We start from the raw sequence: 16550 nt of genomic DNA, 5'->3' as shown, positions 1-16550 counted from the left end.
CCTCCGCCGGGCCCCCACCCTCTACGGTGGGCGCCATGAACGACCAGCAGGACCCCCGCACCGCCACCAACCAGGCACCTCCCCTCGTCGGCCACAACGTGGTGACCGCCGACCACGTGCTCACCGAGGCGCTGGTCCGCCACGGGTCGGCCGACCTGGTCGACGACCTGGCCCCGCTCGGCGCCGAGGCGGGCACCGCGGAGGCCCGCGAGCAGGGTCGGCTCGCCAACCGGCACCACCCCGAGCTGACGACGTACGACCGGTGGGGCACCCGGATCGACGAGGTCGAGTTCCACCCCTCCTGGCACTGGTTGATGGAGCGGGCGGTCGGCCACGGCCTGCAGGCCGCGCCGTGGGAGCAGCAGGAGGCCGGCGACCCTCACGCGCACCTGCGGCGTGCTGCCGGGTTCTTCGCGTGGTCGCAGACCGAGCCGGGGCACGGCTGCCCGATCTCGATGACGTACGCCGCCGTGCCCGCGCTGCGGGCCGACGACGCGATCGCCAAGGAGTGGACGCCGCTGCTCGCCGCCCGCTCCTACGACCCGGGCGTGCGCCCGCGGGCCGACAAGACCGGCGCGCTCGCCGGCATGGGCATGACGGAGAAGCAGGGCGGCTCCGACGTGCGGGCCAACCAGACGCGAGCGGTGCCGACGTCCGAGGACGGCTGGTACACCCTGCACGGGCACAAGTGGTTCACCTCGGCGCCGATGAACGACGTCTTCCTGGTGCTCGGGCAGGCCGCCGGCGGCGTGACGTGCTTCGTCGTGCCGCGCGTGCTGGCCGACGGCACCCGCAACCGGATCGACGTGGTCCGGCTCAAGGACAAGCTCGGCAACCGGTCCAACGCGTCCAGCGAGCTGGAGCTCGAGGGCACCCTCGCCCAGCGGCTGGGCGACGAGGGGCGCGGCGTGCGCACGATCATCGAGATGGTCGCCGCCACCCGGCTCGACTGCGTCCTCGGATCGGCCGCCCTCATGCGTCACGCCCTCGCCGAGGCGTCGTGGCACGTCGCGCACCGGTCGGCGTTCGGCGGCCTGCTCGTCGACAAACCGCTGATGCAGAACGTCGTGGCGGACCTCGCGGTCGAGTCGGAGGCTGCGACGGCTCTGGCGATGCGGCTCGCCGCGGCCGTGGACCGGGCCGACGACCCGCACGAGGCCGCGTTGCGGCGCATCGCTCTGCCGCTCGCCAAGTTCTGGGTGTGCAAGCGCACGCCGGCGATGGTGGCCGAGGCACTCGAGTGCCTGGGTGGCAACGGCTACGTCGAGGACTCCGGACTGCCGCTGATGTTCCGCGAGTCCCCGCTCAACTCGATCTGGGAGGGCTCGGGCAACGTCAACGCCCTCGACGTGCTGCGCGCCCTGGGCCGCGAGCCGGAGGTGCTCCAGGCGTGGATCACCGAGGTGGGCGCGGCCCGTGGCGGCGACAGCCGGCTCGACCGGGCCGTCGACGACACGCTGGCGCTGCTCGGCGACACGTCCGGGATGGAAGCCGGTGCGCGCCGGCTGGCCGGCCAGATGGCGGCCTGCCTCCAGGGCTCGCTGCTGGTGCGCTTCGCCCCCGCCGAGGTGGCGGATGCCTTCTGCGGAAGCCGCCTCGGGACGTCGTACGCCGGGACGTTCGGGATGCTCACCAGCGGCGGACTGCGGTCCGTCGTCGAGCGCGCGACCCCGACGACCTGACCGGCCTGAACCGGCATGGCCCATCCGGGCCATCCGGGGAGACCGATCAGTCAGGGAATCCCGAACGGCCGCGGACCGCGCCCGCCGACACGTATGGTCTGGACCAGGTCAACGAGGGGGGCACATGGTCCAGGGAAGCACGCTGTTCACGGTCGGCACCTTGCTGCGCCATGCCCAGGACGCAGCCGCGCCGGTGCGCGTGCTGGTCTCCGGCACGTGGCTCGACGGCGTGATCGTCGGCGCTGACGGGCTCGGCGTGATCCTCGACGACGGCAACGGCCACCAGGTGCTCGTGCGCCTCGACTCGATCGTGGCGGTGAGCTTCTCGCGCTCCGCCATCGACGGCGAGGACGACGCCCCTGCCGATCAGGACAGCGAGGCGCGCGCCCACTGGGGCGCGGCCCGGCAGCCCATCGAGGCCGGCCCCGTCGGGGGCTGACCCGCTCTGACCGGTCAGGCCAGCGCGCTGCTGACGACCTCCCGCGCCTCGGCCTGCACCTCGGCGAGGTGCTCGGGACCGCGGAACGACTCGGCGTAGATCTTGTAGACGTCCTCGGTGCCGCTCGGGCGCGCCGCGAACCAGGCCGACTCGGTGGTGACCTTGAGCCCGCCGATCCTGGCCCCGTTGCCGGGCGCCTCGGTGAGCTTGCCCGTGATCTGCTCGCCCGCCAGCGACGTCGCGCGGACGTCGTCGGGCGAGAGCGCGCCGAGCTTGGCCTTCTCCTCACGGCTGGCCGGGGCGTCGATGCGGGCGTAGGCGGGGTCGCCGTGCTGCGCGACCAGGTCGGCGTAGTGCTCGCTCGGCGTCCGGCCCGTCGCACCGAGGATCTCGCTGGCGAGCAGCGCGAGCAGGAGTCCGTCCTTGTCGGTGGTCCAGGTCGATCCGTCGCGGCGCAGGAAGGAGGCGCCGGCCGACTCCTCGCCGCCGAACCCGAACGAGCCGTCCATCAGGCCGGGCACGAACCACTTGAAGCCGACGGGCACCTCGACCAGCGGCTTGCCGATCGACTCGGCGACGCGGTCGATCATCGAGCTCGACACGAGGGTCTTGCCGATCCGCGCGGTGTCGGGCCAGCCCGGTCGTGCGCCCCCGAAGAGGTAGCCGATGGCGACGGCGAGGAAGTGGTTGGGGTTCATCAGGCCGGCATCGGGCGTGACGATGCCGTGCCGGTCGGCGTCGGCGTCGTTTCCCGTGGCGATGGCGTAGTCGTCCTTGCGGCCGACCAGCGAGGCCATGGCGTAGGGCGAGGAGCAGTCCATGCGGATCTTGCCGTCCCAGTCGAGCGTCATGAAGCGCCACGTCGGGTCGACGAGCGGGTTGACCACGGACAGGTCCAGGCGGTGGCGCTCGGCGATCTCGCCCCAGTAGGCCACGCTCGCGCCGCCGAGGGGGTCGGCGCCGATCCGGACGCCGGCGTCGCGGATCGCGTCGAGGTCGAGGACCTGCGGCAGGTCGTCGACGTAGGTGCCGAGGAAGTCGTAGCTGCCGACGGCGGCGCGCGCCTTGGCGAACGCCACCCGCTGCACGCCCTCGATGTTGCCGCGGATCAGCTCGTTGGCCCGCGCGGCGATGACCGAGGTGGCGTCGGTGTCGGCGGGGCCGCCGTGCGGCGGGTTGTACTTGAAGCCGCCGTCCTGGGGCGGGTTGTGCGACGGGGTGACCACGATGCCGTCGGCGAGGCCCGCACCCGTCGTACGCCCCTGGTTGGCGCGCAGGATCGCGTGGCTGACCGCAGGGGTCGGCGTGAACCCGTCGCGGTCGTCGACCAGCACGGTCACGTCGTTGGCGACCAGCACCTCGAGCGCCGTCGCCCAGGCGGGCTCGGACAGGGCGTGGGTGTCGCGACCGATGAACAGCGGGCCGTCGTAGCCCTGCTCCTTGCGGTAGTCGCAGATCGCCTGCGTGGTCGCGGCGATGTGGACCTCGTTGAAGGACGTGTTCAGCGAGGTGCCGCGGTGACCGCTCGTGCCGAAGGCGACCTGCTGGGTGACGTCGTCGGGGTCGGGCTCGAGGTCGAAGTAGGCCGTGACGAGGTGGGACACGTCCACGAGGTCCTCGGTGCGGGCGGGCTGTCCTGCTCTCTCGTGGTTGGCCATGCCCCCATCTTGGTGGTCGGAGCGGTCCCCGTCGAGAAAGGCACACCCTTGCTGTCGATTCCTCTCGGGTCCGTCCGTCACAGTGGTGAGGCCGCAGACCGGCGGCCCACCACACCCGAGGAGTTCACCGCGCGATGAGCCGCTACCTGATCCTGCTGCCCGCACCCGAGGCCGAGTGGGCAGACCTGCCACCGGAGGAGCACGAGAAGGGGATGCGCTCGCACGCGCAGTTCCAGGAAGACCTGAGGAGCGGGGGCCACGAGCTGCTGGTCGCCGGTCCGCTCGAGCCGTCGGCGGACGCGACCTCGATGCGACCCGACGGGGCCGGCGGCACGCTCGTGACGGACGGCCCGTTCACCGAGTCGGTGGAGCAGGTCGTGGGCTTCTACCTCGTCCGGTCGGACGACGAGGCCGACCTGCGTGCCGCCTGCGAACGGTGGTCCAGCCGCGGTGAGCTCCTCGAGTTCCGTCGCATGGCCGAGTGAGAGGACGAGCAGACATGGCTGAGTACACCGTGCTGATCATCGGGGACGCCGATCGTTGGTGGACGTCGATGACCTTGACGGAGCGCGAGGAGGGCTACGCCCAGTACGCGAGGTTCAACGAGGCGCTCGCCGCCGGCGGGCACACGATCGTCGGCGGCGCCGAGCTGACCCGCACGTCGGAGGCCCGCTCGATCCCTGCGGGCGGCGGGCCCGCGACCGAGGGCCCGTACGCCGAGGCCGTGGAGGCCGTCGGCGGCTACTACCAGATCCGCACCGACGACCTCGACGGGCTGGTGGAGTGCTGCCAGATCATCGCCGCGACCGGAGACGGCATCGAGGTGCGGCCCAACGTCGACGCCGCGGAGCGGCCCTCATGAAGTACCTGGTGCTGCTGATCGGCGATGGCGCGGAGAAGCCCTGGCCCGAGCAGACGGAGGCGGAGCAGACAGCCGCGATGGCCAAGTTCGGGGCGTTCGACGCGGCGTGCCGGGCGCGCGACGGCATCGAGCTGCTCGCCGGTGAGGCACTGTCCGACTCGCGCGACGCCACGGTGATGCGGACGTCGGTCGACGGCCGGGTCGCGCTCACCGACGGTCCCTACACCGAGGTCATCGAGGGCATGGGCGGGTTCTACCTGCTGGAGGCGCCCGACCTCGACGTGGTCGTGGACCTGCTGCGGGTGCTGCCGGCGTACGACATCCAGATCCACCCGACCATCGACGTCTCCGGCTGAGGAGCCGCATGGACCAGCTCGAGGAGGTCGTGCGGGAGGAGTGGGGCCGGCTGGTGGCGCTGCTCCTCTCGCAGTTCCGCCGGCTCGACCTCGTCGAGGACGCGCTCGGCGACGCGGTCGAGGCCGCCAGCCGCACGTGGCCGGTCGACGGCACGCCCGGCAACCCCGCGGCGTGGCTGATGACGGCTGCCCGGCGTCGGGTGCTCGACCGGCTGCGCAGCGAGGACGTGGCCCGGCGCAAGGAGCCCCTGCTGCGCATCGACGCCGAACGCCACGAGGAGGGAGCACGCACCATGGCCGACGCCGGCAGCCTGGTCGAGGACGACGTGCTGCGGCTGGTGCTGATGTGCGCGCACCCCGCGCTCGTACCCGAGGCGGCGAGCGCGCTGTCGCTGCGCCTCGTGCTCGGCGTGCCGACGCCCGACATCGCCCGGCTGTTCCTGGTCCCGGAGCCGACCATGGCCGCCCGCCTCACGAGGGCGAAGAAGCGCATCGTCGGCGCGGGCATCCCGTTCGCCGTGCCCGACGCGAGCGCGTTGCCCGAGCGCCTCGACGTCGTCGCGCAGACGTCCTACCTGGCCTTCACCGCCGGCTACTCCCCCGGCACCGGCCCCGACCTGCTCCGGGCCGCGGCGTCCGGCGAGGCGATCCGGCTGGTTCGGGTCGTGCTGGGGCTGCGGCCCGACGAGCCCAGCCTGGTCGCGCTGCTCGCACTGATGCTGCTGCAGCACTCCCGCCGCGATGCGCGGGTCCGCGACGGACGACTGGTGCTGCTCACCGACCAGGACCGGACCCGCTGGCATCATGACGAGGTCGCCGAGGCGATCCGGCTGCTGGCCCGCCCGTGCCTGGCCGGGCCGCTGTCGCCCCTCGCGGCGTCGTACGTCCTGCAGGCGCGGATCGCCGCGGAGCACGCCACTGCGACCGCAGCGGAGGACACCCGGTGGGACCGCATCGTGCGGTGGTACGACCTGCTGCTGCAGGTGGCACCGTCGCCGTCGGCTCGCCTGGCCCGCGCGGTCGCCGTCGCCGAGGACAGCGGCACGGCCGCCGGCCTGACTGCGCTTGAGGGGATCGAGATCGCCGACAGCCACCGGCCCGCAGCGGTGCGGGCCGAGCTGCTCGCGCGCGCCGGCGACGTGGACGCGGCGCGCGCGGCGTACGACCAGGCGGTGGCGGCGTGCCGCAACGACGTGGAGCGCGAGTTCCTCGTCGGGAAGCGCGACGCGCTCTAGTCCTCCGGGACGTGCTGCTGCTTGGCCAGCACGGTCAGGCCCTCGTCGACGACGAATCCTCGCGCGAGGTCGGCCTCCTGGTCGACGCCGATCTGGACACCGGCCGGGATGACGACGCCCTTGTCGATGATCGCGTTGCGTACGACGGCGCCCTCGCCGACGCGCACACCGTCCATCAGCACGGAGTCGGAGACCTCGGCGCCGTCCTTGACCCAGACCGCCGGCGAGAGCACCGACTTGTTGACCGTGCCGCCGCTGACGACGACGCCCGGGGACAGGATCGAGTTGAAGGTGGCCACCCCGGCACCGCTGGCACCCTCGACCAGCTTGGCCGGCGGGTGCGGGCCGTAGCTGGTGTAGATCGGCCAGGCGGTGTTGTAGAGGTTGAAGACCGGCAGCGGCGAGACGAGGTCCATGTGCGCGTCGTAGTAGGAGCGCATGGTCCCGACGTCGCGCCAGTAGCCCCGGTCGCGGTCCGTGGAGCCCGGGACCTCGTTGTCCTTGTAGTCGTAGACCGCCGACTCCGACTTGTCGACGAACCACGGCACGATGTCACCGCCCATGTCGTGCTTGGACTGCTCGCGCTCGGCGTCGCGGGTGACGGCGTCGCGCAGCGCGTCGGCGTCGAAGACGTAGTTGCCCATGCTGGCGAGCACCTCGTCGGGGGCGTCGGGCAGGCCGACCGGGTCGGTCGGCTTCTCGAGGAACGCCCGGATCCGCTGCGGGTTGCCCGGGTCGACGTCGATCACGCCGAACTGGTCGGCGAGACCGATCGGCTGGCGGATCGCGGCGACCGTGCACCCGGCGCCGGACTCGACGTGGTCGGCGACCATCTGGGCGAAGTCCATCCGGTAGACGTGGTCGGCGCCCACCACGACGACGATGTCGGGCCGCTCGTCGGTCAGCAGGTTGAGTGACTGGAAGATCGCGTCGGCGCTGCCGAGGTACCAGCGCTTGCCGACGCGCTGCTGGGCAGGCACCGGCGTGACGTAGTTGCCGAGGAGGTTGGACATCCGCCACGTCGTGGTGACGTGGCGGTCGAGGCTGTGCGACTTGTACTGCGTGAGCACGACGACCTTGAGGTAGCCGGAGTTCACGACGTTGGACAGCGCGAAGTCGATCAGCCGGTAGATGCCGCCGAACGGCACCGCCGGCTTGGCGCGGTCGGCGGTCAGCGGCATCAGCCGTTTGCCCTCCCCACCGGCGAGGACGACGGCGAGGACCTTCTTGCGCGGGGGCGTGATGGCCATGCGTCGAAACTAGCCGTCCGCGGGGGCGCGGTCGACCTCCCTCGCGTGCTCGTTTCGGTCTAGGTTCGATTCATGCGGATCGACGTCCTCAGCAAGGAGTACCCGCCCGAGGTCTACGGCGGTGCCGGCGTCCACGTGGCCGAGCTGGTGCGGGCGCTGCGGGTGCTGCCCGACGTGGACGCCCGCGTGCGGTGCTTCGGGGCCCCGCGCTCCGAGCCCGGCACGACGGCGTACGCCGAGCCGGAGTCGCTCGCGGGCGCCAACGCGGCCATCCGGACGCTGGGCGTCGACCTCGCGATGGTCGACGACTGCGCCGGCGCCGACCTGGTCCACTCGCACACCTGGTACGCCAACATGGCCGGCCACCTCGCCGGCCTGATGCACGGCATCCCGCACGTCGTCAGCGCCCACTCCCTCGAGCCGATGCGGCCGTGGAAGGCCGAGCAGCTCGGCGGCGGTTATGCCCTCTCCAGCTGGGCCGAGCGGACGGCATACGAAGGGGCGGCGGGGATCGTCGCGGTGAGTGCGGCGATGCGCGACGACGTGCTGCGCAGCTATCCCGCGGTCGACCCGGCGCGGGTGCACGTCGTGCACAACGGGATCGACACCACCTTGTGGTCGCCGGTGCCCAACGCCGACCGGGTCCGCGAGCTCGGCCTCGACCCCGACCGGCCGAGCGTGATCTTCGTCGGCCGGATCACCCGCCAGAAGGGTCTCCCGCTGTTCCTCCGCGCCGCGGCGGCGCTGCCTCCCGAGGTCCAGCTCGTGCTGTGTGCCGGCGCACCGGACACCCCCGAGATCGAGGCGGAGGTGCGCGGGCTGGTCGACGACCTCGCCGCCGCCCGCTCGGGCGTCGTGTGGATCGCCGAGATGCTTCCCCGCGCCGACGTGGTCGCACTGCTCACTGCGGCGACCGTCTTCGCCTGCCCCTCGATCTACGAGCCGCTGGGCATCGTCAACCTCGAGGCTATGGCCTGCGAGACCGCGGTCGTCGCGACCGCGACCGGCGGCATCCCCGAGGTCGTCGTCCACGGCGAGACCGGCTGGCTGGTGCCGATCGAGCAGGCGACCGACGGCACCGGCACCCCGCTCGAGCCGGAGAAGTACGTCGCCGACCTCGCCGCCGCCCTCACCGAGGCGGTCAGCGACCCCGACCGCGCCCGCGCCTACGGAGTCGCCGGTCGTCGCCGGGCCGAGGAGTCCTTCAGCTGGGGCTCGATCGCCACCCGCACCCTCGACCTCTACTCCTCGCTGACCTGACGCCCGACCGAGGGTGGCGGCACTTCGCAGCCAGGACCGCCTCTCGGACGCGATCTGCCGCCACCCCCTGCCCAGCCGGCACCGGCGGATGCCGCGACGCCCCGGACCGAGGACGGTCCGGGGCGTCGCGGTGGTGGGTCAGCGACCGGCGGGGACCACTTCCTCGGCCAGCGAGGCGGGCGCCGGCGAGGTGTCGTGGTCGTCGACCATCGTGGCCTCGTCGAACTCGTCCTCACCGGCGAGCACCCGGTCGAGCTGGGCGCGGTCGAGGGTGCCGGTCCAGTGACCGATGAGAACGGTGGCCACCGAGTTGCCGGCGAAGTTGGTGACCGCGCGGGCCTCGGACATGAAGCGGTCGATGCCGACGATCAGGCCGACGCCGTCGAGCAGCTCCGGACGGTGCGAGGACAGCCCGCCGGCCAGGGTGGCGAGGCCGGCTCCGGTGACACCGGCAGCACCCTTCGACGCGATGACCATGAACAGCAGCAGGGAGACCTGCTCGCCGATCGAGAGCGGCTTGTCGAGCGCGTCGGCGATGAAGATCGACGCCATCGTCAGGTAGATCGCGGTGCCGTCGAGGTTGAAGGAGTAGCCCGTCGGCACGACGACGCCGACCGTCGTCTTCTCGACGCCGGCGTGGTTCATCTTCGCGATCAGGCGGGGCAGGGCCGACTCGGAGGAGGAGGTCGAGACGATCAGGAGGAACTCGCGGCCGAGGTACTTCAGCAGGCTGAAGATGTTGACCCCGGTCGCCATCTTGAGGATCGCTCCGAGCACGCCGAAGACGAAGACGAAGCAGGTGAGGTAGAAGGCGACCATGATCGTCGCGAGGCTCTTGAGGGCGTCGACGCCGGTCTCGCCCACCACCGCCGCGATCGCCGCGAAGGCGCCGACGGGTGCGGCCCACATGATCATCGCGAGCACCCGGAAGACCAGGCGCTGGAGGTGGCCGATGCCGGTGAGGATCGGCTCGCCAGAGCGGCCCATCGCCTGCAGCGCGAAGCCGACGAGCAGTGCGACCAGGAGCGTCTGGAGCACCTCACCGGAGGTCAGCGAGGAGAGCAGCGAGTCGGGCACGATGCCGGTGATGAAGTCGGTCGTCGACCCGTGGGCCTCCGCGGCCTGCTCCTTGCCGATGCCGGCGACGTCGTCGGACAGGTTGAGGCCCTTGCCCGGGTCGAGCAGGTTGCCGACCACCATGCCGATGGCCAGCGCGACCGTCGACATCGTCAGGAAGTACGCCAGTGCGAGCCCGCCGACCTTGCCGACCGCAGCCGCGCTGCGCACCGACCCCACGCCGAGCACCAGGGTGCAGAAGATGACCGGCTGGATCATCATCTTGATCAGGGCGACGAACGTGGTGCCGATCCACTTCAGCCCGACGGCGAAGTCCGGGAGGACGAGGCCGGTCACGGCCCCGAGGATCACCGCGATGATGACCGCGATGTAGAGGTAGTGGGTGCGGTCGCGCCGCCGCTCGGGCGTGGTCACCGGTTGCGTGGTGCTCATCTGGTCCTCCTGGGCTCCGGGTCCCGGCGATCGCCGGCCCGACCGCAAGAGTCGTCGAGCCTGTGAGTCCCGTCACCGTTCTGTTCGTTGTGTTCGCCGTCACAGGTGCCCACGGACGTGCGGCACAATGCGCGACATGACGCGTCGCGCCCAGGGCGAGAGCCCGGTGGCCCGCCAGATCCTGCTGCTGCAGGTCGGTGTCGTCGTCGTCCTCGTGGTCACCGCCGTCGCGCTGGCGGCCCTCGACGCGCGCCGCGACTCCCGCAAGGCGGCCCGCGAGCAGGCCACGGTCGTGGCCCGGTCGGTCGCCGACTCCCCCTTCGTACGCCGGGAGGTGGTGACAGCCGACCCGACCACGGCGCTGCAGCCGTTCGCCGAGGAGGTCCGCCGCGACACGGGCACCGACTTCGTGGTCATCATGAGCACCGACCGGGTCCGCTGGACCCACCCGGACACCAGCCGGATCGGCGGCACCTTCGTCGGGGGCACCGGCGGCGCGCTGGACGGGAAGGTCTTCACCGAGGAGAAGACCGGAACGCTGGGGCCCTCGGTCCGGGCCGTCGTGCCGGTGAGCGACGGCGACCAGGTCGTCGCGATGGTCGCGGTGGGCATCACCGTCGACCGGCTCGACCGGCAGCTGCTCGGCGACCTGCCCGGCATCGCCCTCGCGGCCGGGGTGACGCTGCTCGCCGGCCTCCTCGGCGCGTGGCTGATCGCACGACGCCTCCGCCGCCAGACCCACGGCCTCGGCGAGCGCGAGATCACCCGGATGTACGAGTACTACCGCGCCGTCCTCGGCGCGGTGCGCGAAGGACTGCTCCTGGTCGACTCCGACATGCGCGTGCAGCTGGTCAACGACGAGGCCGTCCGCCTGCTCGCGCTGCCCGACGAGGTCGAGGGGCGTCCGCTCGCCGAGCTCGGGCTGCCGCCCGGACTCGTCGCTGCGGTCGAGCAACGCACGGCGGTCGCCGACCAGACGTACGTCCTGGGCCACCAGGTGCTCGTGCTCAGCACGTCCCCCGCCTACTGGCACCAGGACGAGGTGGGCGCCGTCGTCACGGTCCGTGACCGCACCGAGCTGCAGGCGGTGACCGGCGAGCTCGACCTGGTGCGCGGTCTGACCGAGTCGCTGCGCTCGCAGAACCACGAGTCGGCCAACCGCCTCCACACCATCGTCTCGCTGGTGGAGATGGGCCGGCCGGAGCAGGCGATCGAGTTCGCCACCCAGGAGCTGCAGGTCGCCCAGGGGCTGGCCGACGTCGTCGTGTCGGCGGTCGAGGAGCCCGTGCTGGCCGCACTGCTGCTCGGCAAGACGGCACAGGCGGCCGAGCGCGGCATCGACCTCGACATCGAGGGCGAGCTGCCCTCCGAGCTGCCGGTCGCGCCGCGCGACCTGGTGGCCCTGGTCGGCAACCTGGTCGACAACGCCTTCGACGCGGTGGCCGAGACCCGCGCCGAGCGCGCGCAGCGGGTGCGCGTCGGCCTGGCGGGCGACGCACGCTCGCTCCGGATCGAGGTCGACGACTCCGGTCCCGGCATCCCGCCGGAGGACCGGGCGCAGGTCCTCGACCGCGGCTGGTCCAGCAAGGCCGCCGAGGGGCGCGGCCTGGGTCTCGCGATCGTCTCGCAGGTCGTCTCCCGCCACGGTGGGCGGCTCGAGGTCACCGACTCCTCGCTCGGCGGCGCGCGGTTCGCCCTCACTGTCGAGACGGCCGACGGAGGCGACCTCCGATGAGCGTGCGGGTGCTGGTCGTGGAGGACGAGGTCGTCGCCGCCGAGGCCCACGCGACGTACGTCGGGCGCGTCCCGGGGTTCGAGCTCGCCGGGGTCGCCCGCTCCGCCGGCGAGGCGATGCGCCTGCTGGCCCGCGACGACGCCGTCGACCTGGTGCTCCTCGACATGCACCTCCCCGACGGCCACGGCCTGGGCCTGCTGCAGCGGCTGCGCGCCGAGGGCCGCACCGTCGACGTGATCGCGGTGACCTCGGCCCGCGACACCGAGGTGGTGCGCCGCGCGGTGTCGCAGGGCGTGGTGCTCTACCTGCTCAAGCCCTTCACCTTCGCCGCCTTCCGCAGCAAGCTCGAGCAGTACGCCGAGTTCCGCGCGCGGCTGGAGAGCGCTCCCGGCGACGTGGTGCAGGACGACGTCGACCAGCTCTTCGGGGCGCTGCGCAGCCGACCGACCGGCGACACGCTGCCCAAGGGGATGAGCCTGGACTCGCTGCGCGCGATCGTGCTGGCGCTGCGCCAGCGGCCCGACGGCCTGTCCGCGGCCGAGGCCGGGGCGGAGATCGGCGTCTCCCGGGTGACCGCCAGGCGCTACCTCGAGCACCTCGCGGACGAGGGCCGCGTCACCCGTCAGCCCCGCTACGGAGGCGCCGGCCGTCCCGAGGTCGGCTACGTCTGGACCGGCGCCGACGGGTGAGCCCGGACCTCAGCCCAGGACCAGTCCGGGGTAGAGCGGGTGCTTGTCGAGCATCTCCGCCGACTGGGCGGTGACACGGTCCGCGACGCCGTCGCCCAGGACGTACGACGCCCTGCTGGGCTCGCCCGCCTTGGTCGTCCCGGCCTCGGTGTTGCTCAGCACGTCGACGATCAGCTCGGCGACCTTGTCGAACTCGTCGTGGCCGAACCCACGCGTGGTGAGCGCGGGCGTGCCGAGCCGGACGCCGGAGGTGTACCAGGCGCCGTTGGGGTCGGCAGGCACCGAGTTGCGGTTGGTGACGACACCGGCGTCGAGCAGCGCCGACTCGGCCTGGCGGCCGGTCAGCCCGAAGGACGACACGTCGAGCAGCACGATGTGGTTGTCGGTGCCACCGGTGACCAGCGTGGCGTCGCGGCTCAGGAAGCCCTCGGCGAGCGACTTGGCGTTGTCGGCGACCTTCTGGGCGTAGGACTGGAACTCCGTCGTGCGGGCCTCGGCGAACGCGACGGCCTTGGCGGCCATCACGTGCGACAGGGGGCCGCCGAGCACCATCGGGCAGCCGCGGTCGACGTCCGCGGCGAACTCCTCCTGCGCCAGCACCATGCCGCCGCGCGGCCCGCGCAGCGACTTGTGGGTCGTCGTGGTGGTGATGTGGGCGTAGGGCACCGGGTTCTCCTCCCCGGTGAAGACCTTGCCGGCGACGAGCCCGGCGAAGTGGGCCATGTCGACCATGAGCACGGCGCCGACCTCGTCGGCGATCTCGCGCATCTTGGCGAAGTTCACCCGGCGCGGGTAGGCCGAGTAGCCGGCGACGAGGACGAGCGGCTTGAACTCGCGCGCCTTGGCGGCGACCGCGTCGTAGTCGAGAAGCCCGGTCCCGGGGTCGGTGCCGTACTGCTGCTGGTGGAACATCTTGCCGCTGATGTTGGGGCGGAAGCCGTGGGTGAGGTGGCCGCCGGCGTCGAGAGACATGCCCAGCAGGCGCTGGTTGCCGAACTCGTGGCGCAGCGTCTCCCAGTCGGCCTCGGTGAGCTCGTTGACGTTCTTGGCCTGCATCTTCTGCAGGTAGGGGGTCTCGACGCGGTTGGCGAGGATCGACCAGAACGCGACCAGGTTGGCGTCGATGCCGGAGTGCGGCTGGACGTAGGCATAGGGCGCGCCGAACAGCTCCCGGGCGTGCTCGGCGGCGAGTGACTCGACGGTGTCGACGTTCTGGCAGCCGGCGTAGAAGCGGTGCCCGACGGTGCCCTCGGCGTACTTGTCGCTGAACCAGGTGCCCATGGTCATCAGCACGGCCGGCGAGGCGTAGTTCTCCGAGGCGATCAGCTTGAGCGAGCCGCGCTGGTCGGCGAGCTCCTGGCGGGTCGCCTCGGCGATCCGCGGCTCGACGGAGGCGATGACCTCCAGGGCCTGGGTGTACGCGCTGCTGATGAGGGAGTCCGTCATGGCGGACAGCCTAGGACGATCCCTTCATCGCGCGTACACCGGAACCGACGTCACGTATGGTCGCCGGGACGAAGGAGCTTTACTTTGCCAACCCGCCTCTGGTCGCTGTGCGGAAGCGCGGCGCTGGCCGCCACCGCTCTTGTGATCGCGCCCGGTTCCCCCGCCCCCGCCGAGGGAGCGACCACGCCGTCCGTGACCGTCGCCAGCGGGGCGCGGATGTATCCCGCCTACGACCCCGCGACCACCAGGTACGCAGTGTTCCCGGCGGCGGACGGATCAGTACGGGTCGACGTCACCGACGCCACGGACGTGGCATTCAACGGAGTCCCCGATGCCGATGGCACCAGGACGTTCACCGGCCTGCGCGCCGGCGAGGAGATCTCCGTCTTCATCGGCAGTGGGCAGGAGCGCCGCGCCGTTGCCTTCTACGTGGTGCCGGATGGCTTCCCCACGCTGGCCGCCGAGTCGACGGATGCCCCGGTCGAGCCCGGCAACATCGCGCTCACGCTCGATCGCTACGACAACAGCACGGCCCCGCGCTTCGAGACGATCGTGGACCGCAATGGAGTGCCGGTCTACACCCGCTCGCACGCCGAGCGGGTGCTCGACCTCAAGCTCAACGGCAACGGTCGCTTCACCGTCCATCGACCCACGACCACCGCCGGCCGGACGGGCGGCGCGCTGGTCGAGCTCGACGACCAGTTCCGGGAGGTGGCCCGGCACGAGACCGCAGGCCTCGAGAACACCGACGACCACGACTCCCTCCTCCTGCCCGACGGGTCGGAGTGGCTGATCGCCTACGAGCCCAATGCAGCGACGGGGCTCATCGACTCGGTCATCCAGCACCTCGGTCCGGACGGCAGCGTGCTCTGGCAGTGGACGAGCGCGCCGTACGCGGACGAGACGGTGGTCCCCGGTGACGTGGACTACGCCCACATCAACTCGATCGAGGTGCAGCCCAACGGCGACGTCCTCGCGTCCTTCCGCAACTTCAGCTCCGTCTTCCTGATCCGGCCCACCACCGACCCTGCCGACGACGAGGTGGTCTGGAAGCTGGGCGGCCGCACGAGCGACTTCACCTTCCCGGCCCTGTCCGACGGGAGCGCCGACACCGGTGTCTGCGCGCAGCACTCGGCGAAGATCCTGACCAACGGCCACGTCCTGGTCTTCGACAACGGTTCCGGCGCCTTCTTCGGACGTCCCCTCTGCGTCGACCAGCAGGACCCGGAGCGCGGCTCGGTCTATCGGCCCTCGACCCGCGTCGTCGAGTTCGAGCTCGCCGGCGGAATCGCCACACCTGTGAAGACCTACGGCGAGAGCGACCGGTTCGCGTGGTTCATGGGGTCGGCGACCCAGTTCGACAGCGGCAACATGCTGATCGGCTGGTCCTCCGCGCCGTCCTCGATAGCGGCCGAGACAGATTCGGCGGGAAGGACCATCTGGAGGCTGAGCGACACCCAGCAGCCGGTCGACGGGGTCGTTCCGCGGGCCTACATCAGCTATCGCGCCGCACTGGTGCCGGCACGTGACGGGTTCGACCCCGAGGTCGCCGTCGACGGACCCGCGGACGGCACCAGCGTCACCCAGGGCTCCGTCGTACCGGTCTCGTTCTCGTGCACCGACCGGGGCGGCTCGACGCTGCAGTCGTGCGACGGGCCGGCGGGGCGGCAGCTCGACACCAGCGTCCCCGGAACCCACACCTGGTCCGTCACGGCGCGCGACGGCTCGGGCGGCACGACGACACGCAGCCGGTCCTTCACCGTCGTCGCACCCGTCGTCCCGCCCCCGACACCGACCACGCCGCCGAGCGCGGTCTCGAGACCCGACCTGGCGCTGCGGGTGCCGCCCGGCCGCTGGGTGGGCACCGGCTCGCTCGCCCCGACGGCCCAGGTCCTGCGCACGAAGGTGCGCCCAGGTCGTACCGTCCGGGCGACGTTGCGGGTGCGCAACGCAGGCGGCGCCCGCGGCCGTTTCGTGCTGCGTGCTCCGCGGTCGCTCGCACGGGGCACCCTCAGGGTGTCCTACGTCCACCGTGGGGTCGACCGCTCCCGCAGGCTCAGCCGTCACGGCTGGCGTACGCCCGCGCTCGCGCCCGGCCAGGTCCTCCGCCTGAGGGTCCGCGTCAAGGCCGGCGCGTCCGCCAGCGCAGGACGACCTGCCGTGCGCGTCGTGGCGACGTCCCCTCAGGGGCGGCGCGACGTCGTCCGGCTCCTCGTGCGTGTGACCCGGGACATGTGACCTGGACCGCACCGACGCCCGGCCAGCAGCGTGACCGGACCGCCACCGTCTCACTATCCGGGCACGCATCCCACATGTCGGGATTTCACCTTGTGGAACAGGCGTCCACTCCCTGAGACTTCTTGACATGGTCACCGCTTCCACCCACGCACACCTTGTGGTCCGACGTCACGTCGACCTCATGCGCGTGG

General features: G+C 72.0%; 14 protein-coding genes. 10 read left to right on the top strand and 4 right to left on the bottom strand.

Annotated features, from left to right (window positions below):
• Positions 1 to 35: 35 nt before the first annotated feature.
• Together ASC64_RS10990 and ASC64_RS10985 are read left to right on the top strand one after the other, a co-directional pair.
• Positions 36 to 1682, top strand: a complete 1647-nt coding sequence (locus ASC64_RS10990; RefSeq protein ID WP_056907574.1) for an acyl-CoA dehydrogenase family protein — start codon at positions 36 to 38, stop codon at positions 1680 to 1682.
• A gap of 124 nt (positions 1683 to 1806) precedes the next feature.
• Positions 1807 to 2121: a hypothetical protein gene (locus ASC64_RS10985; protein WP_056907573.1), complete on the top strand. Its 315-nt coding sequence runs from the start codon at positions 1807 to 1809 to the stop codon at positions 2119 to 2121.
• A 14-nt stretch (positions 2122 to 2135) separates the two neighbouring features.
• On the opposite strand, the gene pgm is transcribed toward ASC64_RS10985, so the two are convergent.
• Positions 2136 to 3779: a phosphoglucomutase (alpha-D-glucose-1,6-bisphosphate-dependent) gene (gene pgm, locus ASC64_RS10980; RefSeq protein WP_056907572.1), complete on the bottom strand. Its 1644-nt coding sequence runs from the start codon at positions 3777 to 3779 to the stop codon at positions 2136 to 2138.
• A gap of 134 nt (positions 3780 to 3913) precedes the next feature.
• Between pgm and ASC64_RS10975 the strand changes: the two genes are divergently transcribed.
• The 4 genes from ASC64_RS10975 to ASC64_RS10960 are packed head-to-tail and all read left to right on the top strand — an operon-like array spanning position 3914 to position 6232.
• Entirely contained in the window at positions 3914 to 4264 is a 351-nt protein-coding gene (locus tag ASC64_RS10975) for a YciI family protein (protein ID WP_056907571.1), read from the top strand.
• Positions 4265 to 4278: 14 nt separating this feature from the next.
• Entirely contained in the window at positions 4279 to 4641 is a 363-nt protein-coding gene (locus ASC64_RS10970) for a YciI family protein (RefSeq protein ID WP_056907570.1), read from the top strand.
• Entirely contained in the window at positions 4638 to 4997 is a 360-nt protein-coding gene (locus tag ASC64_RS10965) for a YciI family protein (protein ID WP_056907569.1), read from the top strand. The genes ASC64_RS10970 and ASC64_RS10965 overlap by 4 nt, the downstream gene beginning before the upstream one ends.
• An 8-nt stretch (positions 4998 to 5005) precedes the next feature.
• On the top strand, positions 5006 to 6232 hold the full coding sequence (locus ASC64_RS10960; protein WP_056907568.1) for an RNA polymerase sigma factor: 1227 nt from the start codon (positions 5006 to 5008) through the stop codon (positions 6230 to 6232).
• Here ASC64_RS10960 and glgC read toward each other — a convergent pair.
• Positions 6229 to 7476, bottom strand: a complete 1248-nt coding sequence (glgC, locus tag ASC64_RS10955; RefSeq protein WP_439956812.1) for a glucose-1-phosphate adenylyltransferase — start codon at positions 7474 to 7476, stop codon at positions 6229 to 6231. The two genes, ASC64_RS10960 and glgC, sit on opposite strands and share 4 nt — an antisense overlap.
• A gap of 78 nt (positions 7477 to 7554) precedes the next feature.
• On the opposite strand from glgC, the gene glgA reads away from it, so the two are divergent.
• Complete coding sequence (gene glgA, locus ASC64_RS10950) at positions 7555 to 8742, top strand: glycogen synthase (protein WP_056907566.1); 1188 nt, start codon at positions 7555 to 7557, stop codon at positions 8740 to 8742.
• A gap of 138 nt (positions 8743 to 8880) precedes the next feature.
• Here glgA and ASC64_RS10945 read toward each other — a convergent pair whose 3' ends face one another.
• Entirely contained in the window at positions 8881 to 10251 is a 1371-nt protein-coding gene (locus ASC64_RS10945; RefSeq protein WP_056907565.1) for a cation:dicarboxylate symporter family transporter, read from the bottom strand.
• Positions 10252 to 10387: 136 nt separating this feature from the next.
• On the opposite strand from ASC64_RS10945, the gene ASC64_RS10940 reads away from it, so the two are divergent.
• Together ASC64_RS10940 and ASC64_RS10935 are read left to right on the top strand one after the other, a co-directional pair.
• Positions 10388 to 11986 (top strand): sensor histidine kinase, encoded by a 1599-nt coding sequence (locus ASC64_RS10940; RefSeq protein ID WP_056907890.1) that lies wholly within the window; start codon positions 10388 to 10390, stop codon positions 11984 to 11986.
• Positions 11983 to 12675 carry a response regulator gene (locus ASC64_RS10935; RefSeq protein ID WP_056907564.1) on the top strand — a complete coding sequence of 231 codons (693 nt, stop codon included), beginning with the start codon at positions 11983 to 11985 and terminating at the stop codon, positions 12673 to 12675. Before ASC64_RS10940 ends, ASC64_RS10935 begins: the two co-directional genes overlap by 4 nt.
• A 9-nt stretch (positions 12676 to 12684) precedes the next feature.
• Here ASC64_RS10935 and ASC64_RS10930 read toward each other — a convergent pair whose 3' ends face one another.
• Complete coding sequence (locus ASC64_RS10930) at positions 12685 to 14121, bottom strand: glycine hydroxymethyltransferase (RefSeq protein WP_056907563.1); 1437 nt, start codon at positions 14119 to 14121, stop codon at positions 12685 to 12687.
• An 84-nt stretch (positions 14122 to 14205) separates the two neighbouring features.
• Between ASC64_RS10930 and ASC64_RS10925 the strand changes: the two genes are divergently transcribed.
• Positions 14206 to 16359 (top strand): arylsulfotransferase family protein, encoded by a 2154-nt coding sequence (locus tag ASC64_RS10925; protein WP_156385134.1) that lies wholly within the window; start codon positions 14206 to 14208, stop codon positions 16357 to 16359.
• Positions 16360 to 16550: the final 191 nt, after the last annotated feature.

Source organism: Nocardioides sp. Root122, assembly GCF_001425025.1.
GTDB lineage: Bacteria > Actinomycetota > Actinomycetes > Propionibacteriales > Nocardioidaceae > Nocardioides.
Note: the sequence above shows the minus strand (reverse complement) of the source record. Positions and strands in the feature narration are given on the sequence as shown.

Excerpts from the sequence above, each read along its gene's own strand:
- ASC64_RS10990 (WP_056907574.1), top strand. The coding sequence starts at position 36 with ATGAACGACCAGCAGGACCCCCGCACCGCCACCAACCAGGCACCTCCC.
- ASC64_RS10985 (WP_056907573.1), top strand. The coding sequence starts at position 1,807 with ATGGTCCAGGGAAGCACGCTGTTCACGGTCGGCACCTTGCTGCGCCAT.
- pgm (WP_056907572.1), bottom strand. The coding sequence starts at position 3,779 with ATGGCCAACCACGAGAGAGCAGGACAGCCCGCCCGCACCGAGGACCTC.
- ASC64_RS10975 (WP_056907571.1), top strand. The coding sequence starts at position 3,914 with ATGAGCCGCTACCTGATCCTGCTGCCCGCACCCGAGGCCGAGTGGGCA.
- ASC64_RS10970 (WP_056907570.1), top strand. The coding sequence starts at position 4,279 with ATGGCTGAGTACACCGTGCTGATCATCGGGGACGCCGATCGTTGGTGG.
- ASC64_RS10965 (WP_056907569.1), top strand. The coding sequence starts at position 4,638 with ATGAAGTACCTGGTGCTGCTGATCGGCGATGGCGCGGAGAAGCCCTGG.
- ASC64_RS10960 (WP_056907568.1), top strand. The coding sequence starts at position 5,006 with ATGGACCAGCTCGAGGAGGTCGTGCGGGAGGAGTGGGGCCGGCTGGTG.
- glgA (WP_056907566.1), top strand. The coding sequence starts at position 7,555 with ATGCGGATCGACGTCCTCAGCAAGGAGTACCCGCCCGAGGTCTACGGC.
- ASC64_RS10945 (WP_056907565.1), bottom strand. The coding sequence starts at position 10,251 with ATGAGCACCACGCAACCGGTGACCACGCCCGAGCGGCGGCGCGACCGC.
- ASC64_RS10940 (WP_056907890.1), top strand. The coding sequence starts at position 10,388 with ATGACGCGTCGCGCCCAGGGCGAGAGCCCGGTGGCCCGCCAGATCCTG.
- ASC64_RS10935 (WP_056907564.1), top strand. The coding sequence starts at position 11,983 with ATGAGCGTGCGGGTGCTGGTCGTGGAGGACGAGGTCGTCGCCGCCGAG.
- ASC64_RS10930 (WP_056907563.1), bottom strand. The coding sequence starts at position 14,121 with ATGACGGACTCCCTCATCAGCAGCGCGTACACCCAGGCCCTGGAGGTC.